The organism is Kiritimatiellia bacterium (assembly GCA_018001225.1).
Classification (GTDB): domain Bacteria; phylum Verrucomicrobiota; class Kiritimatiellia; order CAIQIC01; family JAGNIJ01; genus JAGNIJ01.
The window spans coordinates 1-22,654 of record JAGNIJ010000045.1; the positions used below are offsets into that span (position 1 = coordinate 1).

Below are 22,654 nucleotides of genomic sequence, written 5' to 3' on the forward strand. Positions count from 1 at the left end.
GGCAGAGGCCCGGTCCCGGGGGCACGGCGCGGAGCTGACGGAAGGCCTGCTGGCCCCAGCGCAGAAATTCGTACCGCGCGGCGTTGCGTTCGAACTCGATGCGCATGTTGGCGTCGAGGGCGCCGGGCGAGGCGGTCTCGTCCACCTGGACCGAGTGATCGATCACCAGGTCCACGGGGATCTGCGGCTCGATGGCGCGCGGGTCGCGTCCGGCCCGAACCATGGCGCTGCGCAGCGCGGCCAGGTCCACCACGCAGGGCACGCCGGTGAAATCCTGCAGCAGCACGCGGGCGGGCAGGAACGGCACCTCGGTCTTCTGCGCCGCGCCGGGCTGCCATTCCGCCAGCGCGCGGACGTGCTCCTGCCGGAAGGCCGGATGGCCCTGCCGCCGCAGGACGGCCTCGAGCAGGACCCGGATGGAATAGGGGAGTCCCGGCCGCGTTCCGGCGAACCGGGCGAGGCCGTGGTAGTGAACAGTCCGGCCGTCCGCGGCCGTGAAGGAGTCCAGCGATCTATTCATGCGTTTCCTGTCCGGGCTGGGGTTGAAAACCGGATGCAGACCTTAAGGCCAAGGGCGGATCAAAGTCAACCGGCCCTCTTTTTTTTGTGGCAATTCCGGCCGGGGGCCACTATCTTTCCAAAAAGCACAGGAGCGGCATTGCATCCACCTGTACAACGCACCACGGGGAGAAAATCCATGATCCGCAAAGCATTGGTTGTCCTGGCGTTAGTGTCCCTGACCGCCGGCGTATGTTTGGGCGAATCCAGCCGGCTGATGCTGTCCGTTGAAAACAAGATGCCGGAGCTCCACCGCCTGGAACTCGGGGCCCTGGGCCTGTACGAGGATGTCCCGGCCGTCTTCCCCGCCTGGAGCGATTCGGAAGTCTACCTGCTGGAGCCCTATGCGCGCTTCGGCCTCTTCCGCAACTTCACCGTCTTCACCCGCGTCCCGTACGTGTCGATCGAGCCCGATGTCGGCGAAACGACCGACGGCCTGGGCGACGTCTCGGCCGGCTTTGAACTGGTGGCGTTCGAGGACTACTTCGATTTCCCGTACATCATCCCGCACGCGCAGGTCATCTTCGACACGGCCGACGAGGGCCTGGGCTACGGCGAAACGCGCCTGCTGGGCGGCATCGCGGTCGGCACGGTGGTCGACGACCAGTGGCATTACGTGATCGATGTCGGCTACATGACCTCCGACGACGACGACGACCTGTACCGGGTGTCCGGCGGTTTCGTCTGGGACCTGAACAAGCAGTGCTCGCTTCTCGCGGAAGGCATCGTCACGGGCGAGGATTACGAGGACAACAGCTACACGCTGTACGGGCAGGGCGGCATCACCTACCGGCCGTTCGACGAACTGTCCTACGTCTTCTACGCGGGCACGGGCGACGCGGTCGATTTCTCCGCCGCGCTGAAGATCGCCTGGAGCTTCTAGTCCGCTTCGAACGCGGGAGGGCGGGGCATGAACCGGCTGACGTCTCCCTACCGGTGCCACCTGTTCATCTGCGGAAACGACCGCCAGGGCGCGCGCAAGTCGTGCGCCGACGGCGGCGCGGGCCCGGCGATCAAGGATCTTCTCAAGCAGCAGGTCGCCGCGCGCGGCTGGAAGGGCCGGGTGCGCGTGTCGCAGAGCGGCTGCCTCGGCCTCTGCGAGCGCGGGCCCAACGTGATGATCTACCCGCAGGGGCTCTGGTTCAGCGCCGTCGCCCCCGCGGACGCGGAGGCGATCCTGGCCGAGGTCGGGAAGCTGCTGTCGTAGCCCGGGCGGCTACCGGAACACCGGCAGTTCCGCGTCCGCCATCTCCGCCAGTTTCGGCAGGCGCTCGTCCTTGGCCGAGAGCCGGAAGTCCGTCCCCGGCCACGGGATGCCGATCGCCGGGTCCGACCACAGGATCCCGCGGTCGTCCGCGGGGTCGTAGAAGTCCGTGCACTTGTACAGGAAATCCGCCTGCTCGCTGACCACGCAGAACCCGTGCGCGAACCCCTCCGGGATGAACAACTGTTTCCCGTTGTCGCCGGAGAGCACCATGCCGAACCACTTCCCGAAGTGCGGGCTGCCGCGCCGGAGGTCCACCGCGACGTCGTAGACCTCGCCGGCCAGGACCATGACGAGCTTGGCCTGCGGCCGGCGCAGCTGGAAGTGCAGGCCGCGCAGCGTGCCGCGGCCGGAATGGGAGAAATTATCCTGCACGAAGTCGCGGTCGAGCCCGAGCGGCCGGTATTTTTCGCGGTGGTACGTTTCCATGAAGAAGCCGCGCGGGTCGCCGAAGCGGTCGGGCCGGAAGACGAGGACGCCGGGGAGCGGGGTCGGTTCGCATTGCAGGGCCATGGTCAGGAGTCCTTTTCCGCGGCGATCCGCGCCAGGTAGCGGCCGTACTCGTTCTTCATCATGTCCGCCGCCAGTTGCCGGAGCCGGGCGGCGTCGATGTACCCGAGCCGGAAGGCGATCTCCTCGATGCACGCGACCTTCAGGCCCTGCCGGTCCTCGATGGTCTGAACGAAGTTCGACGCCTGCTGCAGCGACTCGTGCGTCCCGGTATCGAGCCACGCGACGCCCCGCCCGAGCAGTTCCACGCGCAGCCGCCCGCGCCGCAGGTACTCCAGGTTCAGATCCGTGATCTCCAGTTCGCCCCGCGCGGACGGCTTCAGCCCCGCCGCGAGCCGCGTCACCTCCCGGTCGTAGAAATAGAGCCCGGGCACGGCGTAGTGCGACCGGGGCTTCGCGGGCTTCTCCTCGATGCTCAACGCCCGGCCCGTCGGGTCGAATTCGACCACGCCGTACCGCTCGGGATCCTTCACCGGGTATCCGAAGATCAGCCCGCCCTCCTTCAGTTGCCCCGCCCGGCGGAACAGCTCCTGCAGCCCGTGCCCGTAGAAGATGTTGTCGCCCAGGATCAGCGCCGCCGGGCTGTCGCCGAGAAAATCGCGCCCGATGAGGAACGCCTGGGCCAGGCCCTCGGGCCGGGGCTGCTCGGCGTACGAGAACTTCAGGCCGACCTGCGCGCCGTCCCCCAGCAACTGGCGGAAGCGCGGCACGTCCTCGGGCGTCGAGATGATGAGGATCTCCCGGATGCCCGCCAGCATGAGCACGGAGAGCGGGTAGTAGATCATCGGCTTGTCGTAGACCGGCAGGAGCTGCTTGCTCACCGCCCGCGTGATCGGGTAGAGCCGCGTCCCCGAGCCGCCCGCCAGGATGATGCCTTTCATGCCGTGCCCCCGTTTTTCCAATCATTGGAAAAAAACGCGCAAAATTTTCCAATCATTGGAAACTTTATGCCCCGGTTTTTCCAAACATTGGAAAAATCCGCCCCTATTTTTCCAATGTTTGGAAAAAAAGCGAGCGGAGTTTTTCGCCGGGAGGCTCGCCCTCCAGGAGTGTAATCCATGAACTGGAGGGCGAGCGTCCCCGCGAGCCGTCAGCCGTAGTGCGCCTTGATCCAGCGCTGGTACTCGCCGGTGCGGACCTGGTCCACCCAGTCGCGGTGCTCCATGTACCACCGGACGGTCTTGCGCAGGCCGCTTTCAAACGACTCCTCCGGACGCCAACCGAGCTCCCGCTCGATCCGGGAGCAGTCGATCGCGTAGCGCCGGTCGTGCCCGGGGCGGTCCTTGACGAAGGTGATCAGCTCGCGCCGGGGCCGGCCGCCGGGCCGCGGCCCGGCCAGTTCGTCCACGAGGTCGCAGACGAGGCCGACGACCTCGAGGTTCGGCCGCTCGCTCCGGCCGCCGACGTTGTAGGTGCGACCCGCCGCGCCCCGCGTCATCACCCGCCAGATCGCCGTGCAGTGGTCGCGGACGTAGAGCCAGTCGCGGACGTTTTTCCCGTCGCCGTAGACGGGGAGCGGCTTGCCCTCGAGGGCGTTGAGAACCATCAGCGAGATCAGCTTTTCGGGGAACTGGTAAGGCCCGTAGTTGTTCGAGCAGTTGGAGATGGTGATCGGCAGCCCGTAGGTCTCGTGCCACGCCCGCGCGAGATGGTCGGACGCGGCCTTGGAGGCGGAGTAGGGGCTGTTGGGCTGGTAGGGCGTGTCCTCGGTGAAGAGGCCGGTCGGGCCGAGCGAGCCGAAGACCTCGTCGGTGCTGATGTGGTGGAAGCGGGCGATCCGGTCGCGCCGCTCGCGGAAGAGCTCGAGCAGGACGTGCGTGCCGACGATGTTGGTCTGGATGAAGTCGTCGGGCCGCACGATGGAGCGGTCGACGTGCGACTCGGCGGCGAAGTGGCAGATCGCGTCCACGCCGTGCGCGTCGAGCGCGCGGGCGAGGGCGGGGCGGTCGACGAGGTCGGCCCTCACGAGCACGTAGCGGCCGGGGAAGCGCGCCTCGAGGTCGGCGAGGCTCAACGGGTTGCCGGCATAGGTCAGCTTGTCCACGTTGATGACGCGGCCGGTGAAATCGGCGGCCTCCTCGAGCAGGTACCGGATGAAATTGGCGCCGATGAAGCCGCAGCCGCCCGTGACCAGGAGGTTGTTCATGGTTTCGCTTCCTCGATTTCCCGCCGCCACGCCGCGCCGTGGAGCCGGACGAATTCCGCGAGGTCCTCCGCCCACGGCCGCATGACGTGGAGCCCCTCCGCCTTCAGCCGCGCGTTCTCCAGGATCGAGTTGGCCGGCCGCCGCGCGGGCGTCGGGTACTCGGCGGTGGCGCACGGCTCCACGCGGGTTCCGACGTCCATCCGCCGCAGGAACTCAACGGCCAGGTCGTACCAGGTGCAGGCGCCCTCCGCGCTGGCATGATACAGCCCCCGCGCCCCGCCCTCCAGCGCCTTCCGGATCTGTTCGGCCAGCCGCCGCGACCACGTGGGCGAGCCGTACTGGTCGGCGACGACGCGCAGCGGGACGTCCGGCTTCGCGAGCGCGCGCCGCAGGATCGTGCGCAGGAAATTGTGCCCGCGCGCGCCGTACAGCCAGGCGGTCCGCAGGATGATGTGCCGTGCGGTGGCCCGCCGGACCGCCTCCTCGCCTTCGAGCTTGGTGGTCCCGTACACGGACGCCGGGCCGGTTGGATCGGTCTCGACGTAGGGTCGCGGCGGGGGGCGGAGGCCGTCGAAAACGTAATCGGTCGAGACGTGGACCAGCACGCCGCCGTGCCGCTCGACGTACTCCGCCAGCACGCGGGGACCGACCGCGTTCGCGCGGCGGGCGGCCTCGCGGTCGGTCTCGGCCTCGTCCACCTGCGTGTAGGCGGCCGCGTTGATCACCGCGTCCGGCCGGAAGGCCGAGAGCGCCCGTTCCACCGCGCCGGGGTCGGCGATGTCGAGGTCGGGCAGGTCCAGCCCGGCGGCCTCGCAGTCGGCGAAGACCTCGAGGCTGTCGCGGCCCAGCTGCCCCTTCGAGCCCGTGACGAAGATTCTCATGCGGGGCGCCACTGTAGCCGAGGGCGGGGGGGAGGGCCAGCGGAAAGAGTTTGCCTGCGGCGGGCGTCGTGCTAGCATGGTGCCGAGCACACGGAGGCGCGTCATGGCAACGGAAATCGAAATTGGCGTCATTACGCATTACTTCGGCCACCTGAACGTGGCGGCGATCAAGCTGACCGGCTCGCTGGCGGTCGGCGATACGCTCCGCATCAAGGGCCATACGACGGACATGACGGTGACGGTGGATTCCATCCAGATCGAGCACAAGTCCGTGCAGCAGGCGGCGCAGGGCGACAACGTGGGCATCAGGGTGCCGGACCACGCGCGGGAGCACGACAAGGTGTACAAGGTGGCGCCCTGATTTTCCCCACGGACCGGACGGATGGATAATCTCGACCTGAACCTGGACCGGCTCGACCGGGCCTTTCCCGCCGATTTCACCCCGGAGCAGGTGGCGCGCGGCAAGACGCTGTTTCTCAAGCGGCTCGCGCTCTCCGCCCACCGCTTCTACGGCGGCAAGATGCAGACCGCGCCGAAGGTGGCCGCGTTCGGGTTCAATTGGTTCAACGTCTGGTACACCCCCGGCGTCTCGTCCGTCTCGACCGCCATCCGCGACGACCACGAGGCCTCGTACGACCTCTCCAACCGCGGCAACCTGGTCGCCGTCGTGAGCGATTCCACGCGCGTGCTCGGCGACGGGGACGTCTCCCCGTCCGGCGGGCTGGGCGTGATGGAGGGCAAGGCCTTCCTGATGAAGATGCTCGGCGGCGTGGACGCGACGGCCCTGTGCATGGACAGCCGGGGCCCGGACGGGAAGCCGGACCCCGGCGTCATCATCGATTTCGTGCGCCGCCTGCAGCCGTCGTTCGGCGCGGTCAACCTCGAGGACATCGCCCAGCCCCATTGCTACCGCGTGCTCGACGTCCTGCGCGAGACGTGCGAGATCCCCGTCTGGCACGACGACGCCCAGGGCACCGGCTGCGTCACGCTCGCCGGCCTGCTCAACGCCCTGAAAGTCGCGGGCAAGGCTCTGGCGGACGCCCGGATCGTGTTCTACGGGGCGGGCGCGTCGAACACCACGATTGCCCGGCTCATCCTCGGCGCCGGGGGGGACCCCGGGCGCATGATCCTGTTCGACACGCACGGTTCGCTTGGCCGGCACCGCGACGACATCCGCGCCGACGCGCGGTTCTACCGCAAGTGGGAGCTCTGCGAGCAGACCAACCCGGACGGCCTCCGGACCGTGGAGGAGGCCGTGCGCGGCGCGGATGCGCTCATCGCCCTCTCCAAGCCCGGCCCCGGTACGGTCAAACCCGAATGGATACGGGCCATGGCGCCGCGGTCCATCGTCTTCGCCTGCGCCAATCCCGTGCCGGAGATCTATCCGCACGCCGCGAAGGCGGCCGGCGCGTACATCGTGGCCACCGGCCGCGGCGATTTCCCGAACCAGGTCAACAACTCGCTGGGTTTTCCCGCGATCCTCAAGGGCGCGTTGCTCGTCCGCGCGCGCAAGATCACCGACGGCATGGCCATCGCCGCCGCCCGCTCGCTGGCGGAGTTCGCGGAGCAAAAGGGCCTTTCGCCGGACTATATCATCCCGACGATGGAAGAGGCCGGCGTCTTCCCGCGCGAGGCCGCGGACGTCGCCATGCAGGCCCTCCGCGACGGCGTCGCCCTGCGCGAACTTTCCCGCGAGGAAGTCTATGCCCGCACGGAGGCCGGCATCCGGGACGCCCGCCGGATGCTCGACGTGATGCTGGAGCAGGGACTCGTTTCCCGCCCGCCGCCCGCCCTGCTGCGGGAGGCGCTGGACGGCGCCGTCGCCGAGGTCCGGGGCGCGCTATAAGACCACCCGCCGGGCGACCTCGGCAAAATCGGTGAACCGGTCAAAACCCGCGAGCCGCAATTTTTCCGCGGACAACTGGGAATCCAGCGGCCGGCGCGCCGGGCGGCGGGCCGGGGTCCGGCACGGGGACAGGTGATCGGCGGGCCGGCCCAGGACGCGGGCGAGTTCCTGCGTCCATTGATAGCGCGTGGCGCCGCGCGCCGCGCTGACGTGGAAGATCCCCGCGGCCTGCCGCGCCACGAGGAAGGCGATCGCCTCCGCCACGTCGTCCGCCCAGGTCGGAACCCGGATCAGCACGTCATCCACCTCTGCCGGCCGCGGGTCCAGGATCTGCTGGGCCATCTGGAACAGGAAGCCCGCTTGGCCGCGGTGGGCCGGTTCGAGGCCGATGAGGATGGGGATGCGCACGACCAGCGAGCCGGGCCGGGCGAGGGCGAGGTCCTCCGCCTCGGCCTTGGACTGCCCGTACACGCTCAACGGGCGGCGCTCGTCCTCCTCGCGGTAGGGCGGCGACTCGCCGTCGAAGACGTAGTCCGTGCTGACCAGCACGAGGCGCGCGGCCGGGGGCAGGGCGGCGGCCATCACGCGGACCGGTTTCGTGTTCAGGCGCCGGGCCTCGTCCGGGTGGGTTTCGCAGAAATCCGGGTCGCGGTAGGCGGCGGCATGGACCACGACGTCCGGCCGGGCGGCGTCCAGGAGCGCGCGCACCGCGTCGGGCTGTCTCAAGTCGAGGGGCGTCCCGGCGTGCTGAAAGCCGGACCGGACGACGCGGCCGTCCGCTTCCAGCCGGCGGGCCACGGCCTCGCCGAGGAATCCGCTGGCGCCGGTGACCAGGAACGTGTTCATGGGTGCGTCCGACCGTAACAAGTTGGCTCACATCCGTGAAGGGCTTTGTTACTTCCCCCGGACGAGACACAACCGGCGCGGGCGCCGGCAGGGTTGCATTCCGGGCGGCCGGCGGATAAGATGCGCCGGTTTTTCGGGAAGGAGCGGGTGGGAATGAAGATCACGATTGTCGGCACGGGCTATGTCGGGCTGGTCACGGGCGCCTGCTTTTCCGAGGTGGGCCACGAGGTCCTGTGCGTGGACAAGGATGAGCGCAAGATCAAGATGCTCCGGGCCAACCAGATGCCCATCTACGAGCCCGGGCTCGACGAGGTCGTCGCGCGCAACGTCGCCGCCGGCCGGCTTCGCTTCTCCACGTCGCTGGTCGAGGGCACCGATTTCGCCGAGGTGATCTTCATCGCCGTCGGCACGCCGCCCGGCGCCCAGGGCGAGGCCGACCTCTCGTACGTCGAGCAAGTCGTCCGCGAGGTCGCCGAGCACATGACCTCGTACCGGCTGCTCGTGGAAAAGAGCACGGTCCCGGTCAACACGGCGGAGCAGATCAAGCGCACGGTCCTGCGCTATTCCCGCAAGGACGTGGCGTTCGACGTGGCCTCCAATCCCGAGTTCCTGCGCGAGGGGACGGCGATCGAGGACGCCCTCCAGCCTGACCGCGTGGTGGTGGGGGTGGAGAGCGAGCGTGCCGCGCACCTGCTGAAGGCCATCTACGCGCCCATCGTCGCCCGCAGCGGCGGCGCGTTCGTGGAGATGGGCATCGCCAGCGCGGAGCTGACGAAGCACGCCTCGAACTCGTTCCTCGCCATGAAGATCTCCTACATCAACGCCGTCAGCCGCATCTGCGAGCTGGCCGGTGCGGACGTGGAGCAGGTGGCGAACGGCATGGGCCTCGACCGCCGCATCGGGCGGCAGTTCCTGAAGGCGGGCGTTGGATACGGCGGCTCGTGTTTCCCGAAGGACGTGGACGCCTTCGTCCACCTGGCGGACCAGCTGGGCTACGATTTCGAGCTGCTCAAGAACGTGCGGCTGATCAACGAGGCCCAGCGCGAGCACGTGATGCAGAAGATCCGGCACGAGCTCTGGGTCATCCAGGACAAGACCGTGGCGGTGCTGGGGCTCGCGTTCAAGCCCTGCACGGACGACGTGCGGGAGGCGGCCTCGCTGTACTTCGTGCCCCGGCTCCAGGAGGCCGGCGCGCGGCTGCGCCTGTGGGACCCGGTGGCCACCGACAATTTCAAGACCCTCTATCCGGACCTGGCGTATTTCACGAGCCTCGAGGAATGCGTGAAGGACGCGGACCTGGCGCTGATCCTGACCGAGTGGTCGCAGATCGGCGAGCTGGGCCCGGAGCGGCTCCGGTCGCTGATGAAATGCCCGGTGGTCGTCGACGGCCGCAATATGTTCGATCCGAACGAAATGAGGGCCAAGGGGTTTGCCTACCATTGCGTGGGCCGCCCTTGAGAAGGCGTTTGACAACGGCCGGGCCTTGGCTTAATGGTGCCCGGCATTCGCGGCGGTGAGTGAAGGAACCTGTCCTGGAAGGGGGGAGATTACACCCAGTGTCAGAAGTCAAAGTCAGAAAAGGCGAGTCGGTGGAAAAGGCGCTGCGCCGGCTGAAGAAGAAGATGGATAAAGAAGGCATTATGCGGGAGATCCGCTCGCATCGGCACTACGAGAAGCCGAGCGAGAAGCGGAGTCGCAAGCAGGCGCGGGCGCGCCTGCGCGCGTTGAAAGGCTGATAGAACCGGTTCGGGCAAAAAACTCTCCTCCACCCGGGGGAGAGTTTTTGCCGTCACGAGGCTTCATGATCATCGGACTGACCACGCGGTGGAATGCCCGTCGCCACACGGAGGGCGAGCGGATGATCGAGGAGATCCTCGCCCTGGGCTTCGACCACGTGGAACTGGGGTACGACCTGCGCCTGGACCTGGTGCCGGGCGTGCTGCGCATGGTGGAACAGAAGGCCGTGCGCGTGTGGAGCCTCCATAACTTCTGCCCCGTTCCCGTGGGCGCGCCGAAGGGGCACCCGGAGTTGTTCAGCCTGTCCAGCCGCGATCCCCGCGAGCGCGAGCGGGCGGTGCAGCACACGGAGCGGACGATCCGGTTCGCGGGGGAGGTCGGGGCCCGGGTCGTCGTGGCGCACGCCGGCAACGTGGAGATGACCAAGTACAGCCGGGAACTGCTGGCCCTGTGCGCCGAGGGGCGGCTCGGGACGCCGGCGTACGAGAAGACCAAGCTCAAGCTGCAGATCGTCCGGGAAAAGAAGGCGGGCCCCCACCTGGCCGGGTTGCGGGAAAGCGTGGAGAGGCTGGCGCCGGTCCTCGCGGAGACCGGGGTGCAGTTGGCCCTGGAAAACCTGCCCACGTGGGAGGCGGTGCCGACCGAGGTGGAAATGGAGCGGCTCTGCCGGGAGCTCGACAGCCCGCACCTGCGCTACTGGCACGACATCGGGCACGGGCAGATCCGGGCGCTGCTGGGCTTCATCAACCCGGAGCGCTGGCTGGAGCGGCTGTCGCCCTGGCTCGCGGGCATGCATATCCACGACGTGCGGCCGCCGGCGCTGGACCACGCCATGCCGCCGGGCGGCCTGGTGGATTTTACGCGCTTCCGCGAAATCATGAAATCGGATATCGTTCGCATCCTGGAGCCGGGCCCGGACGCGCCCGCGGAGAAGATCATGGAGGCCCTCGCCTACCTTCGCGGCGTGTGGGAAGGACCCGGGCTCGAAACGTAAGCAGGGGAACACGGCATGAAGAAAGCGCTGATCACCGGTGTCACGGGCCAGGACGGATCCTACCTGGCGGAATGGCTTCTGGACAAAGGCTACGCGGTCTACGGCATGGTGCGCCGCTCGAGCACGGAGACCTTCGACCGCATCGGCCACATCAAGGACCGCCTGAACCTGGTCCAGGCCGACCTCCTCGACGAGCTTTCGCTGATCAAGGTCCTGGAGGAATGCCTCCCGGACGAGATCTACAACCTGGCGGCGATGTCCTTCGTCCCGACCTCCTGGAGTCAGCCCGTGCTGACGGGCGAGTTCACCGGCATCGGCGTCACCCGCCTGCTCGAGGCCGTCCGCCTCGTGTGCCCGCGGGCGCGCGTGTACCAGGCCTCCAGCAGCGAGATGTTCGGCAAGGTCCGCGAGGTCCCGCAGACGGAACTCACGCCGTTCCACCCGCGCAGCCCGTACGGCGTGGCCAAGGCCTACGGCCATTTCATCACGGTCAACTACCGCGAGAGCTACGGGCTGCACGCGCTCTCCGGCATCCTCTTCAACCACGAGAGCCCGCGCCGCGGCAAGGAGTTCGTGACGCGCAAGATCTCGGACGGCGTGGCCCGGATCAAGGCCGGCCTGCAGGACAAGCTGCCCATGGGCAATATCGAGGCCAAGCGCGACTGGGGCTTCGCCGGCGACTACGTCCGGGCCATGTGGATGATGCTCCAGCAGCCCGAGCCGGACGACTACGTCATCGCCACCGGCGAGAATCACTCGGTGCGCGAGTTCCTCGAACTGGCCTTTGCCCGCGCGGGGCTGCACTGGGAGGATCACGTCGTCATCGATTCCGCGTTGATGCGCCCGGCCGAGGTGGAGCACCTGCTCGGCGACTCGACCAAGGCGCGCACGAAGCTCGGGTGGAAGCCCGAGGTGGATTTCCCGGGCCTGGTCCACATGATGGTGGACGCCGACCTGGAGCGGTACGGGGTCGGAAAGAAATAGCATGAAGGTTCTGGTCACGGGCGCGGGGGGCTTTGCGGGCTGGCATGTGGTGGCCGACCTCGCCGCGGCGGGGCACGAGCCGTTGGCCATGGACCGGCCCGGCGTGGCCCTGCCGCCCGCCGCGGCCCCATGCTCCGGCGACGTGCTGGACCGCGAGGCGACCGGGCAGCGGGTGGCCGAACTCCAGCCCGGCGGCTGCATTCACCTGGCGGGCGTGGCGTTCGTCCCCATGGGCTGGACCGATCCGGACGCCGTCTTCTCCTCGAACGTCCTCGGAACCGTCCGCGTCCTGGAGGCTTTCCGGCGGCACGCCCCGGCCGCCCGTGTCCTCGTCGTCACCTCGGCCGAGGTCTACGGCCGTTCCGGCGCGGCGGGCCGGGCGCTGGACGAGGCCGCGCCGCTGGAGCCGGACAACTTGTACGCCCTTTCCAAGCGCGCCGCCGACGGCGCCGCGAGGATGTACGCGGAACATTACGGCATGCGGGTCCTGGTCGCGCGCCCCGGGAACCATATCGGGCCCGGGCAATCCTCCCGCTTCGTGGCCACCGGGTTCGCGGAGCAGGTGGCGGCCATCGCGCTGGGCCGCGCCGAGCCCGTCGTGCGCGTCGGCAACCTCGACAGCCTCCGGGACTTCCTCGACGTGCGCGACGTGGCCCGGGCCTACCGGCTGCTGCTCGAGCGGGGGCGTCCGGGCGAGGCCTACAACATCGCCTCCGGGAAGCAGGTCCGGGTCGGGGACCTCCTCGACGAGTTGTGCCGCCTGGCCGGGATCCGGCCCCGCATCGAGGTGGACCCGGCCCGCTACCGGCCCGCCGATGTCCACGGCGGACTGGATTGCGGAAAGATCCGGCGCGAGCTGGGGTGGGCGCCGGCGATCCCCTTGTCGGACACCCTGCGGACGATCCTGGACGACGCCCGGCAGCGCCTCGCGAAGGCGGAGTAGGCCATGGGCGGGGCGCGGCGCATCCTCTCCGTCGGCGTGCGGGTGGGGTTGTGTGTCGGCCTCATGGGTTTCCTGCTGCGCCGCCTCGATCTCGCGGAGTTTGGCCGCGTCCTGGCGGGGGCCGCCGCGCAGTGGCCGTGGTGGCTGGCGGGCCTGGGCTTCACCTTCCTCGGCCTCTTCGCGGGGGCCTGGCGGTGGGCTGAACTCCTCGCCGCCCAGGGGCTTCGGCTCCCGTTCGGGCAGGTGTTCAGCATCTTTTTCATCGGCCAGTTCTTCAACGCCTTCATGCTCGGCGCCTGCGGCGGCGACGTGGCGCGCGCCTACTACGTGACGCGCCGGGCCGGCGGCGGCCGCCGGGCCGAGGCGGCCTCGACCGTGCTCGTGGACCGGGCGATCGGGTTATGGGTTACGATCGCCTTCGGCTGCGTCATGATCGCCGTCGACCATGCCCTGTTCGCCCATTATCCCGCCAACCGGTGGCCGGCGATCTTCATGTGGGCGCTCTTGGCGGGCTCCGCGGCCGCGGCCTGGCTGCTCTTCCGCCGGAACCTGGCGGAGCATCCCTGGCTGGCGGCGCGGCTGAACCCGGCCTCGCGCGTCGGTGGTCTGGTCCGCCGGGTCTACGCCGCGTTCTATCTCTATCGCCGGCGGCCCGCGCTCCTGGCCGGGGCGGCCGGCCTGTCGCTGGTCAATCTCTTCGGCCTCACCCTGGCCTGCTGGAGTTTCGCCCGGAGCCTGGGCGTGGACGCGCCCCTGGCGGTGTTCTTTGCCCTCTTCCCCGTGATCACCGTCGTCGCCGCGATTCCCCTGACCCCGGGCAGCCTCGGCGTGCGCGAGAGCCTCTTCGTGACGCTCTTTGCCGCCGTGCAGGTCGGGGACGAAACCGCGCTGTCGCTGTCCCTGCTGGTGTACGCCGGCAGCCTGGTCTGGAGCCTGTTCGGCGGGGCGATCTTCCTGGGCTACGCCGCCGGGGAAGGCCACGGCTTCCGCGAGGAACTGGAGGCCATTCAGCACGACGCGCCGCGGGAGGGGTTGCCGTGAACTGGGCGCAGCCGGCGCCCGGCGGCACTCGGCTCACGCTACGCATCGTGCCGCGCGCCGACCGCGACGCCGTTCAAGGGGTGCAAGGCGAGGCGCTCAAGATCAGGCTCCGTGCCCCGCCCGTGGACAACAAGGCCAACGCGGCGCTGATCGAATTCCTGGCCGACCGGCTGGTTCTGCCGCGCTCGCGAATCCGGCTGCTTTCCGGCGCCTCGGGCCGGAACAAGCTGGTCCTGGTGTCCGGGATGGACGCCGCGGAAATCGCCCGCCGCCTCCCTCTATCGTAACAAACTACTTCACGGGTGTGAAGTGGTTTGTTGTGGATAAACGGGGCGCCCGGATCGTTAGCGTGCAGGGCCATTCAACCTGATCGAGTGAAATGTGACACGGGCATCCCGCCCGTTCCGTTCACGGCCGGGATGTCCGTGCTGCTCTCCTGACGCTCTTCTTCGCCCAGGATTCAGGCGGGGCGGATCAGAGGCGCATGGATTGAGTCAGCCCCTTCGCCGACGGCCACTCCTTGCGCCGGGGGCCCTGCCGGAGCGTGACGCGGTCCGGCGCGCAATCCAGGTCGATCGGTTCCTCCGGCCGGCGCTGCTTCCAGATCGCCGCGAGGCAGAGCGCCTTTTCCAACCCGTCGCCGCGCCGGTAGTTGGCGACCTCGTCGGGCTGGGCGACGCGCGACCCGTCGTAGATGGATTCGCCCGGCATCGCGTCCAGCCAGTCCTCGGCTTGCCGGTCGTCCAGGCCCTCCGCCCGCTTCAGCGTGACCGGGCTGCGCTCGAGCGCGGCCTTCAGGAAGGGCGCCCAGTCGCACCGCGACAGGTCGCGCCAGGCGTAGAAAGCCAGGTCGGCGACGCGTGATGTCCCGCGCAGGGCCTCGACCTCCGCCACGATCTGCTCCCGGGTCATCCCCGGCCGGAGCGCGACGGACGGGACGGAGCGGAACTCCTTTTCGCCCGAAGGCAGGCGCGGCTCGAGGCGCGTGAAACGGACGATCTCCTGGATGATCTCGCAGGCGTGCGCGTTGTAGCAGTTGAATTCCTTTTTCAGCAACTCCACGTCCGCCTCGTTCGCCAGGTCGATCTTGTGCGTCTTGAAGAAGCTCTCGAACTTGTTCAGCGGGACGCGGCCGTCGATCGGCTCGGCGAAGAACTCGTCCTCGTCGATCTCCTCGAGCAGCTTGTTCCGGGAGGCGTCGCTGACCTTGAACGAGCTCGTGTGTTCGTACGCGTAGACCTTCTCGGCGGGGATGTACCGCGGCTTGCCTCCGAACTCGTGCGCGATCTGGAAGCAGCCCTGGTGCTTCGAGTTCTGCCGCAGGTAGTTCGAGAGGATCTCCGCGTTGATGTCCGTGCGCAGGAACGCCGTGAGCTTCCCGCGGAACCGTTCCAGGGCCTTCGGGTTTATCGTCGCGTCCGGGTAGATGGTGTGGATGAACCCGGTGGGGTGCGCGACGATCGTGACCTGCTCGTGGCGCAGGGCGCGCTGGGCCTTCTCCGTCAGCTCCGTCCCGTTGAACCACATGTTCTTCGTCACGACGCGGCGGTTATTGGTCAGGATCCCGTCGCCGACGTCCACGAAGTTCTGGGAATGCAGCGCCGTGCCCATCAGGAAGATATCCTCCAGCGGGATGCCGCAGATCGCGAACAGGGCGGCGGCGTAGAGCGTGGAGAGCGAGACGCATTCCCCCGCGCCGGCCCGGTAGCCCTCCTTGAACCGGAAGGCGTCCATGGCCTCGAGGGTCTCGGTCTTCCAGTAGGGGATGACGTTCCCCTCGTACTTGTCCAGGCCGAAGTGCCGGCGGATGTCGAGGGAGAAGTAGTACTTGTCGCCCTCGTAGCCGAACAGGGCGTTGCTCTGCGCGATGGTGGCCTCGTCCATCCATGGCCGGAACCGGTCCAATTCGCGCTCCTTCGTGGTCAGGCCCCACGTGTCCAGGTCCAGGTTGAATTCGTAGTGATCGATGATGAATTGCTTCAGGCGCAGCACCCGGCGGTAGGGCGTGAGCGAGTCCAGCTTGGCGAACCAGGGATCCTCCCGCCAGGCCCACAGGCGCGGGGACATCAGGTTGGCCAGCACCAGGCTGTAGAGCAGTTCCGGGAAGACAAAGATCTCCATGTCCGACAGCGTGAGGGCGGCGGAGTACTTCTCCAGTTCGCCGGGCGGAATCTCCGGGTACGGTTTCATTGTTCCTGTTCACCATGGCCGAGGCCGCGCCGAAACACAATCAAATGTTGAGGAGGCGGCTTGTTCTTTCCTTTCCGGCCCGCGTCTGTTATGAAGGGCGGAGATTTTCATGGAATCGCAATCGAACAATGAACACGGGCCCGGCCCGGCGGACCAGATCCTGGAGCTGAATTTCGTCCCGACCTGGGCCCGCCAGCCGCCGCCCGCCAATCCCTACGCCGGGTTCGAAGGCGAGCGCCGGCGTGAGCCGCGCGACCGCGAGCGGCCGTCCCGCGGGGGCCCCGGGCGGGGTCCGGGCCGGGGGCCTGGCCGCGGCCCGGGCGCCCGGCCCCGGGGCCGCGACGAGCGCCCGTCGGGCCCGTTTCCTTCGCGCCGCCCGCCGCCCCGCGAGTTACCGTCCGAACCGGCGCCCGCGCCGGTCCTGGTCAGCTTTGTCCCGGAACGCCGCCACTTGGGCGTTCTGGTGCACGAGTTGCGGGCCTCCGGCCGGGCCTACCCGCTGGCCGATCTGGCCGCGCGTTTCCTGCAGAGCCCCGCGTGCCACCTCGTGAAGATCGAAACCCGCGGCGGGCCGCCGGGCAAGGCCGGGCCCATGCTCCACCAGTGCAAGGCCTGCCAACTCCTCTTCCAGGGCGCCCCGGACCTGGCCTCCCACGCCCTCGCGGCGCACCTCGAATCGGTGTTCACCCGCGAACAGCAGCCGACAGACCCGCCTTCCGGTGCGTTCAACTGCGTGGCGCGCTGCCGCTTGAGCGGGGAACTGCTCGGGCCGCCCAACTACCACTCGTTCAACGCGAAGATCCAGGAGTTGTGGCGCAGCCGGTTCCAGCACATGACCCTGGACGAGTACCGCTCGCACATCGAGACGGTGCGCGAGCCGGAGCAGATCGAGAAGTGGAAGCAGTCGGTGTCCGTGCGGACGGTCTTCCGCTTTAAGGACCAGCCTGAACTGCCGCCCCTGTCCGAGGCCGAGGCGCAGAAAATATTCACCGAGCAGCACCTCGCGACATTCTCGTCGAACGGGCACCGGTTCATCGTGCCGGCCGAAATGGCCCAGCAATTGATCGATCCCGGCTTGCGCCGGGCCGTCCGCGAGGCCTGGTTCCGCGAGAGCCGGCACCCGTATTCCGTGATGATGGCCCTGCGCCCCGCCTTTCATCATATGCATCTCTACCTGTTCAAGACCGCCGGGGGCCAGACGTTTGCCACCACGATCCAGCCGCATCCGCTGGAGCCGCGGCGCGCGGTGAAGTCCATTGCCGAAGTCCTGCATTACCTGCGCCGGCACGCGGGCTGCACGCGGCACGAGCTGGTCGAGAAGCTGCGCCCGGGCATGGCGGCCGACTCGCCCCAGGCCGCGATGGTCTTGAGCCCGTTGCGCTGGCTGATCGAGAAGGGCCACGTGATCGAGTTCTTCGACGGGACCCTGTCCGTGCCCGGCGGCGCCCCCGGCGCCCACGAGCATGAACACGACGGGGCCCACGGGGGAGGCGCCCCCGCCGCCCATCCATGAAACGATCCTTCGTCCGCCAGGCCGTCGAGCGCATGCGCGCGTATACCCCGGGCGAGCAGCCCCGGGAGCCCGGGTTCATCAAGCTGAACACCAACGAGAACCCGTACCCGCCGTCCCCGGCGATCCGGGAGGCGCTCGACCGGCCGCTCGACCGGCTGCGCCTGTACCCGGACCCGCTGTGCCTGGAATTGCGGCGCGAACTCGCCCGCCTGCACGGTTGCCGGGTGGAACAGGTCTTCGTCGGAAACGGATCGGACGAGATCCTGACGCTCTGCGTCCGGGCCTTCGTGGAGCGGGACGGAACGATCGGGTACTTCGAGCCCTCATATTCCCTGTATCCCGTGCTGGCGGCCGCCGAGGACCTGGCCGTGCGGCCCGTGCCCCTGGCCCCGGATTTCACCTGGGCCATGCCGGAGAACTACGCCGCCTCGCTGTTCTTCCTGACCACGCCGAACGCGCCGACGGCCGTGCAGTATCCGCGCGAGACCGTCCGGGCCTTTTGCGCGCGCTTCCCGGGCGTGGTCGTGCTGGACGAGGCCTACGTGGATTTCGCGCGCGAGCATTTCATGGACCTGGCGCTGGAATTCGGCAACGTCCTGGTCGCTAGATCGTTATCGAAATCGTATTCGCTGGCCGGCTTGCGCGTGGGGTATGTCGTCGGCGCCGAGCCGCTGGTCGCGGCGATGTACAAGATCAAGGATTCCTACAACGTCGACCGGCTGGCCCAGGAGATCGCGCTGGCGGCCGTCCGGGACCAGGCCCACATGCGGGCCAACGCGGAGCGCATCCGCGCGACGCGGGAGCGCGCCGCGGGGGCCCTGCGCCGCCGCGGCTTCGAGGTCGGGCCGTCCGAGTCGAACTTCCTGTGGGTCCGGCCCGTCCGGCGGGCGGCGAAGGAGCTCTACGAGGCGTTGCGTGAGCGGAAGATCCTCGTGCGGTATTTCCCCGGCGCGCGCACGGGCGAGTACCTGCGCATCACCGTCGGCGCCGACGCCGAGATGGACGCGCTGCTGAAGGCGCTGGATGTCAGCCCGGCCGGGTGAGCCACCGGGCGGCTCGCGGGGACGCTCGCCCTCCAAGCTTCGTCGTGGAGGGCGAGCCTCCAGCGAGCCGTTTCTTACGCTCCTTCCGCGACCTCGTCCGCCAGTTCCTGCGCCGCCTCGATGGCGGTGGCCTTGCGGTCCTCGGCGTCGAGGTGGCTCGGGTGCTGCCCGTCGGCCCACGCGATCGACAGGTCATGGACGCCGATCGATTCCAGGATGGACGTGAGCTGGGGCGTCAACTGGTCCTGCGGGTCGCCTTCCTTGATGATGTCCGCGGAGGAGGCGAGCAGGATCACCCGGGTGATGTGGTGGAGGGGGATGATGCTCCCGGCCTCGTACTTGAAGACCACGCCGGGCACCAGCACCTGGTCCAGCCAGGCCTTCATGATCGCCGGCATGCCGCAGTTCCACAGGGGCATCGTCAGCACCAGCACGTCGGTTTCCTCGAAGATCTTGGTCTGGGCCAGGGCGTAGGCCGCCGCGTTCTTCTCGGCGTTGGTCGGGATGTAGCCGGGTTGCAGGACGGGGTTCCAGAAGTAACGGTAGGCGTCGTAAGTCAGGAAGGGGGGCGGATTGTTGTACAAATCCATGTTCGTGACGTTGATATCCTCGTTGGATTCCGCCAGCCGGACAAAGAAAGCCGCCGCGAGCTGTTTGGACGTCGACTGGTCGATCGGCTTGTTGCTGGCGCAGATGTGCATCAGGTTCATGTCTTCTCCTATGTTCGGTTCCAAAAAAGCCTTGTCACGCCTGTCCGCCCACGGGCATGTCCGCCTGTCCCGGCAGCGGGCTCATGAGCTTGGCCAGGTAATTTTCCAATTCCCGCCCATATTCCGTATCTTTACCCAACTGGGCAAGCTGTTTGTGCACGAGCACGAGGCCCTGGCTTCCGACCTCGGCCTCCTCCGCGTTCGGGTAGCGCCGCTTCGGATCGGGATCCAGGAAGCGCTGGAGCAGGACGACGAACTGCGCGTTCTGCCGTACATGGTCGGGCAGCAGCCCGGGGAGTTTCTCGGCGGTCTGCAGCTTGGCGGCCAGCAGGTCGGACTCGCTTTTCCCGGCGAGGTTCAGCAGCGGCTGGCCGCGCAGCATTTCCAGGCCGACCGCGCCGACGCTGTAAATGTCGCTCTGGGCGATGCTGGCCTCCCGCCGGTGGGTCTCGGGCGCCATGTACAGCGGCGTGCCCAGCAGCAGGGAGACCTTCTCGTTGAGGCGGACCGCGCGCCCGTAGTCGACGAGCTTCACGTAGCCGAGGCGGTCGATCATGATGTTGGCCGGCTTGATGTCGCTGTGGACAAACCCCATTTCGTGCAGGGTCTCCAGCCCGCGGAGCGCCTGGCGCATGATGTAGAGCGCGATGCCCGGCTGGATGCACACCCGGCCGCTGTCCACGCGGAAGATCACGTCGGTGAACCGGGACCACTCCGCGGCGGTGCAGAACGGCTTGACCTGCTCCAGGTGCTTCCCGTCCAGCAGGTAACGAAGGCTGACGCCGTCCACGACCTCCATCTGGATGTAGCCGATGCCGTTGCTCTCCTCGTAGATTTCGGGCGCGACGAGGTTCGGGCTCTTGACGAGCTGGAGCTTGGAGGTCTGGGCGGCGATGCGGCCCATGTCCGTCCAGTACTTCTTGGCGTTGGGGTAGATCGACGGGTCGAAAATCTTGATCGCGTGCCGGGTGACGCAGCCGCGGGCGCCCTGCCGGAGGCCGAGGAAGACCACGCCCTGCCGGCCCCGGCCCAGTTCCTTGAGGAAGCGGTAGGCCACGGGGTAGTAGATGGCCCGGGCCCGCAGGATGGCCTTGTAATTGGCCGTCAACTGCTGGCTGCCCTTGCCGGAGGGTTCCGCCGGCGTTTCCGCCAGCGTGGTAAAGTCCACGCCGGCCGGATCAAAGGACGTCTGGCCCTCCAGCTTGGTTGTCTGGTCGTGCAAGGGGTCGCGATTCACGCGGCACAGTGTACGCAGGAACGTCGAATAGGCAACAGCAGAGTACGCCGGGCGAAAAAACTCTTGGCAAGCGAAGGGACCCCCGGCATAGTGTGCGCCCGGTTTCGGCCCGGGGACGCTCCGGGCCCATACGACCCGGCGGGAAATCAAGCAGGGGATGTTCACATGTATACGGTTTCGGATCTGCGCAAGGGCATCAAGATCGAGCTCGACGGCGTGCCGTTCGAGGTCGTGGAATTCGAGTTCTTCAAGCCGGGCAAGGGCCAGGCGATGTACAAGTGCCGCATCAAGAACCTCCTGACCGGCGCCGTTACGGACCGGACCTTCCGCGCCGTGGACAAGATCGGCAAGCCGGACATCGAGGAACGGGACCTCGTCTATTCCTATCCCGAGGGCGACCACTACGTCTTCATGGACCACAAGACCTACGAGCAGGTCGTCATCAGCGCCGAGGCGGTCGGCGAGCAGAAGTACTTCCTGACGGAGGAGCTCGAGGTCAGCGTCCTGTTCTTCAACGGCCGCGCCATTCAGGTCAACCTGCCCTCCTTCGTGGAAAAGGTCATCGCCGAGACCGAGCCCGGCGCGCGCGGTGACACCGCCACGAACGTGCTCAAGCCGGCCAAGCTGGAAAACGGCTACGAGTTGGGCGTGCCGCTCTTCATCAACGCCGGCGACACCGTCCGCATCGATACCCGGACGGGCAAGTACTTCGACCGCGCGAGCAAGGGGTGATCGCCAGCCTGTAGCCGCGATCGGTGATCGCGGCCCAGCCGGCGTCGACGACGCCGGCTACAGGGGAAGCGGATGATGGAAAACGCCGACCACCTTCGAACCGTCCGCCCCGCGCTGGAATTGCGCGCGCGCCTGGTGCGGGCGCTGCGGGCCTTCTTTTCCGAGCGCGGGTTCCTGGAGGTCGAGACGCCCGTCCGGCTCGCGGCCCCCGCGCCGGAACTCCACATCGACGCCGAACCTGCGGGCGACGCCTGGCTGCGGACCTCGCCCGAGCTCCACATGAAACGCCTGCTCACCGCCGGCTACGAGCGGATCGTCCAGGTCGGGCCCTGTTTCCGCCGCGGCGAGCGCGGCGCGCGGCACCGCCCGGAGTACACGATGCTCGAGTGGTACCGCGCGGGCGCGGACTACCACGACATCCTGGCGGATACGAAGGCGCTGGTCCTGCGCTTGGCCCGCGAGGTCCTGGGCTCGACCACGTTGCGCCGGGGGGAGCGCGAAATCATCCTCGAACCGGTCTGGGAATACCTGACCGTCTCCGAGGCGTTCCTCCGGTTCGCGGGTTGGGATCCGGTGGAGCAGTACGATCCCGACCGTTTCGATCTCGATCTGGTGGACAAAGTCGAGCCGCACTTGCCGAGGGAAACGCCCGTGATCCTGGCCGACTACCCGGCCGCCGCCGCGGCCCTCGCCCGGCGCAAGCCGGGGCGCCCGTCCGTGGCCGAACGCTGGGAGCTGTACCTGGACGGGATCGAGATCGCCAACGCGTACTCGGAGTTGACGGATGCGGCCGAGCAGGCCGCGCGGTTCGAGGAATGGAACCGGGCGCGGGCCGCCGCCGGCAAGCCGGTCTACCCGCTCGACCGGGAATTTCTCGCGGCGCTGGAAAAGGGCCTGCCGCCCTGCGCCGGCGTCGCGCTGGGCGTGGACCGCCTGGTCATGCTCTTCGCCGGGGCGGATTCGCTGGACGCCGTGCTGCCCTTCGGGGAGTGAGTGCGGCGGCAAGCGTAGCGCGACGCCGCTCTTCCTGCACGTTCAGCGCTGAACCCGCTCGATGGCGAAGACCTTCTTGTCCCGGATCTCCACCCGCAGCTTTTCGTATTCGTTGCGGGTGTCCACGTCCACCCAGATGGTGTCGGACACCGTGTGGGACACGCCCTTGGAGTCGCGGACGCGGCCCCGGTATTGCACCTGCTGGCGATCCCGCGTGGTCGTATAGCTCACCCAGGACCAGATCTCCGTGGTGCCGGCCTCGGTTTGCCGGGTGTACATGCGGTCGGGCTTCCCGAGCGCGAGAAACACGGCGTCCTGCGAAAAGCCGATGCCAACCTGCCCTTTGCGGACCTGCGCCTGGACGTCGGGCGGCAGGGCGTCGAACAGCTCCGGGTTTTTCTTGATGCGGCCCTCGGGCGTCGCGCAGCCCGCCAGGGCCAGGAGCAGCGGCGCCAACACCGCGGCAGCCAACGAATATTTCATGGC

The 22,654-nt window shown here is 68.2% G+C and carries 25 protein-coding genes; 15 read left to right on the forward strand and 10 right to left on the reverse strand.

Features of this window, described 5'->3' with window-relative positions:
- Nucleotides 1–520 (reverse strand): aconitate hydratase (locus KA248_13315; GenBank protein MBP7830884.1); only part of this gene is annotated, 520 nt, incomplete at its 3' end.
- A 177-nt stretch (nt 521–697) separates the two neighbouring features.
- Between KA248_13315 and KA248_13320 the strand changes: the two genes are divergently transcribed.
- Together KA248_13320 and KA248_13325 are read left to right on the forward strand one after the other, a co-directional pair.
- A complete protein-coding gene (locus KA248_13320; GenBank protein MBP7830885.1) occupies nt 698–1,441 on the forward strand; it encodes a hypothetical protein in 744 nt (247 codons plus the stop codon).
- Between the two features lie 27 nt (nt 1,442–1,468).
- The gene (locus tag KA248_13325) at nt 1,469–1,765 is read left to right on the forward strand and encodes a (2Fe-2S) ferredoxin domain-containing protein (GenBank protein ID MBP7830886.1); all 297 of its coding nucleotides are present in this window, start codon (nt 1,469–1,471) and stop codon (nt 1,763–1,765) included.
- 9 nt (nt 1,766–1,774) lie between these two features.
- Here KA248_13325 and rfbC read toward each other — a convergent pair whose 3' ends face one another.
- The 4 genes from rfbC to rfbD all read right to left on the reverse strand — a co-directional run bounded on the left by rfbC (nt 1,775) and on the right by rfbD (nt 5,359).
- Nucleotides 1,775–2,335, reverse strand: coding sequence for a dTDP-4-dehydrorhamnose 3,5-epimerase (gene rfbC / locus KA248_13330; protein ID MBP7830887.1), 561 nt, complete (start codon nt 2,333–2,335; stop codon nt 1,775–1,777).
- Nucleotides 2,336–2,337: 2 nt separating this feature from the next.
- Nucleotides 2,338–3,213 carry a glucose-1-phosphate thymidylyltransferase RfbA gene (gene rfbA / locus KA248_13335; GenBank protein MBP7830888.1) on the reverse strand — a complete coding sequence of 292 codons (876 nt, stop codon included), beginning with the start codon at nt 3,211–3,213 and terminating at the stop codon, nt 2,338–2,340.
- 209 nt (nt 3,214–3,422) lie between these two features.
- Nucleotides 3,423–4,478, reverse strand: a complete 1,056-nt coding sequence (gene rfbB, locus KA248_13340; protein MBP7830889.1) for a dTDP-glucose 4,6-dehydratase — start codon at nt 4,476–4,478, stop codon at nt 3,423–3,425.
- On the reverse strand, nt 4,475–5,359 hold the full coding sequence (gene rfbD / locus KA248_13345; protein ID MBP7830890.1) for a dTDP-4-dehydrorhamnose reductase: 885 nt from the start codon (nt 5,357–5,359) through the stop codon (nt 4,475–4,477). The genes rfbB and rfbD overlap by 4 nt, the downstream gene beginning before the upstream one ends.
- 103 nt (nt 5,360–5,462) lie before the next feature.
- Between rfbD and KA248_13350 the strand changes: the two genes are divergently transcribed.
- Together KA248_13350 and KA248_13355 are read left to right on the forward strand one after the other, a co-directional pair.
- Entirely contained in the window at nt 5,463–5,720 is a 258-nt protein-coding gene (locus tag KA248_13350) for a translation elongation factor-like protein (GenBank protein MBP7830891.1), read from the forward strand.
- Nucleotides 5,721–5,741: 21 nt separating this feature from the next.
- The gene (locus tag KA248_13355) at nt 5,742–7,205 is read left to right on the forward strand and encodes an NADP-dependent malic enzyme (protein MBP7830892.1); all 1,464 of its coding nucleotides are present in this window, start codon (nt 5,742–5,744) and stop codon (nt 7,203–7,205) included.
- On the opposite strand, the gene KA248_13360 is transcribed toward KA248_13355, so the two are convergent.
- Nucleotides 7,200–8,051, reverse strand: coding sequence for an SDR family oxidoreductase (locus tag KA248_13360; GenBank protein ID MBP7830893.1), 852 nt, complete (start codon nt 8,049–8,051; stop codon nt 7,200–7,202). The two genes, KA248_13355 and KA248_13360, sit on opposite strands and share 6 nt — an antisense overlap.
- A gap of 153 nt (nt 8,052–8,204) precedes the next feature.
- Between KA248_13360 and KA248_13365 the strand changes: the two genes are divergently transcribed.
- The 7 genes from KA248_13365 (at nt 8,205) to KA248_13395 (ending at nt 14,037) form a co-directional block, all read left to right on the forward strand.
- Nucleotides 8,205–9,509: a UDP-glucose/GDP-mannose dehydrogenase family protein gene (locus KA248_13365; GenBank protein MBP7830894.1), complete on the forward strand. Its 1,305-nt coding sequence runs from the start codon at nt 8,205–8,207 to the stop codon at nt 9,507–9,509.
- A 98-nt stretch (nt 9,510–9,607) separates the two neighbouring features.
- Entirely contained in the window at nt 9,608–9,787 is a 180-nt protein-coding gene (rpsU, locus tag KA248_13370) for a 30S ribosomal protein S21 (GenBank protein ID MBP7830895.1), read from the forward strand.
- Nucleotides 9,788–9,852: 65 nt separating this feature from the next.
- A complete protein-coding gene (locus KA248_13375; protein ID MBP7830896.1) occupies nt 9,853–10,782 on the forward strand; it encodes a sugar phosphate isomerase/epimerase in 930 nt (309 codons plus the stop codon).
- A gap of 15 nt (nt 10,783–10,797) precedes the next feature.
- The gene (gene gmd, locus KA248_13380) at nt 10,798–11,766 is read left to right on the forward strand and encodes a GDP-mannose 4,6-dehydratase (GenBank protein ID MBP7830897.1); all 969 of its coding nucleotides are present in this window, start codon (nt 10,798–10,800) and stop codon (nt 11,764–11,766) included.
- Nucleotide 11,767: 1 nt separating this feature from the next.
- On the forward strand, nt 11,768–12,709 hold the full coding sequence (locus KA248_13385) for a GDP-mannose 4,6-dehydratase (protein ID MBP7830898.1): 942 nt from the start codon (nt 11,768–11,770) through the stop codon (nt 12,707–12,709).
- Between the two features lie 3 nt (nt 12,710–12,712).
- Nucleotides 12,713–13,750: a flippase-like domain-containing protein gene (locus KA248_13390; GenBank protein MBP7830899.1), complete on the forward strand. Its 1,038-nt coding sequence runs from the start codon at nt 12,713–12,715 to the stop codon at nt 13,748–13,750.
- Entirely contained in the window at nt 13,747–14,037 is a 291-nt protein-coding gene (locus KA248_13395) for a DUF167 domain-containing protein (protein ID MBP7830900.1), read from the forward strand. The genes KA248_13390 and KA248_13395 overlap by 4 nt, the downstream gene beginning before the upstream one ends.
- A gap of 187 nt (nt 14,038–14,224) precedes the next feature.
- On the opposite strand, the gene KA248_13400 is transcribed toward KA248_13395, so the two are convergent.
- A complete protein-coding gene (locus tag KA248_13400) occupies nt 14,225–15,940 on the reverse strand; it encodes a hypothetical protein (protein ID MBP7830901.1) in 1,716 nt (571 codons plus the stop codon).
- 109 nt (nt 15,941–16,049) lie between these two features.
- Between KA248_13400 and KA248_13405 the strand changes: the two genes are divergently transcribed.
- Both KA248_13405 and hisC read left to right on the forward strand, forming a co-directional pair.
- Nucleotides 16,050–17,453 carry a hypothetical protein gene (locus KA248_13405; GenBank protein ID MBP7830902.1) on the forward strand — a complete coding sequence of 468 codons (1,404 nt, stop codon included), beginning with the start codon at nt 16,050–16,052 and terminating at the stop codon, nt 17,451–17,453.
- Nucleotides 17,450–18,496, forward strand: a complete 1,047-nt coding sequence (gene hisC, locus KA248_13410; GenBank protein MBP7830903.1) for a histidinol-phosphate transaminase — start codon at nt 17,450–17,452, stop codon at nt 18,494–18,496. The genes KA248_13405 and hisC overlap by 4 nt, the downstream gene beginning before the upstream one ends.
- 74 nt (nt 18,497–18,570) lie before the next feature.
- Here hisC and KA248_13415 read toward each other — a convergent pair whose 3' ends face one another.
- Nucleotides 18,571–19,206, reverse strand: a complete 636-nt coding sequence (locus KA248_13415; GenBank protein ID MBP7830904.1) for an NAD(P)H-dependent oxidoreductase — start codon at nt 19,204–19,206, stop codon at nt 18,571–18,573.
- Between the two features lie 34 nt (nt 19,207–19,240).
- On the reverse strand, nt 19,241–20,428 hold the full coding sequence (locus KA248_13420; protein ID MBP7830905.1) for a serine/threonine protein kinase: 1,188 nt from the start codon (nt 20,426–20,428) through the stop codon (nt 19,241–19,243).
- Nucleotides 20,429–20,608: 180 nt separating this feature from the next.
- Here KA248_13420 and efp point away from each other — a divergent pair, with 180 nt between their 5' ends.
- Entirely contained in the window at nt 20,609–21,175 is a 567-nt protein-coding gene (gene efp / locus KA248_13425) for an elongation factor P (protein ID MBP7830906.1), read from the forward strand.
- 75 nt (nt 21,176–21,250) lie between these two features.
- Entirely contained in the window at nt 21,251–22,168 is a 918-nt protein-coding gene (genX, locus tag KA248_13430) for an EF-P lysine aminoacylase GenX (protein ID MBP7830907.1), read from the forward strand.
- A gap of 42 nt (nt 22,169–22,210) precedes the next feature.
- On the opposite strand, the gene KA248_13435 is transcribed toward genX, so the two are convergent.
- Nucleotides 22,211–22,651 carry a hypothetical protein gene (locus KA248_13435; GenBank protein ID MBP7830908.1) on the reverse strand — a complete coding sequence of 147 codons (441 nt, stop codon included), beginning with the start codon at nt 22,649–22,651 and terminating at the stop codon, nt 22,211–22,213.
- Nucleotides 22,652–22,654: the final 3 nt, after the last annotated feature.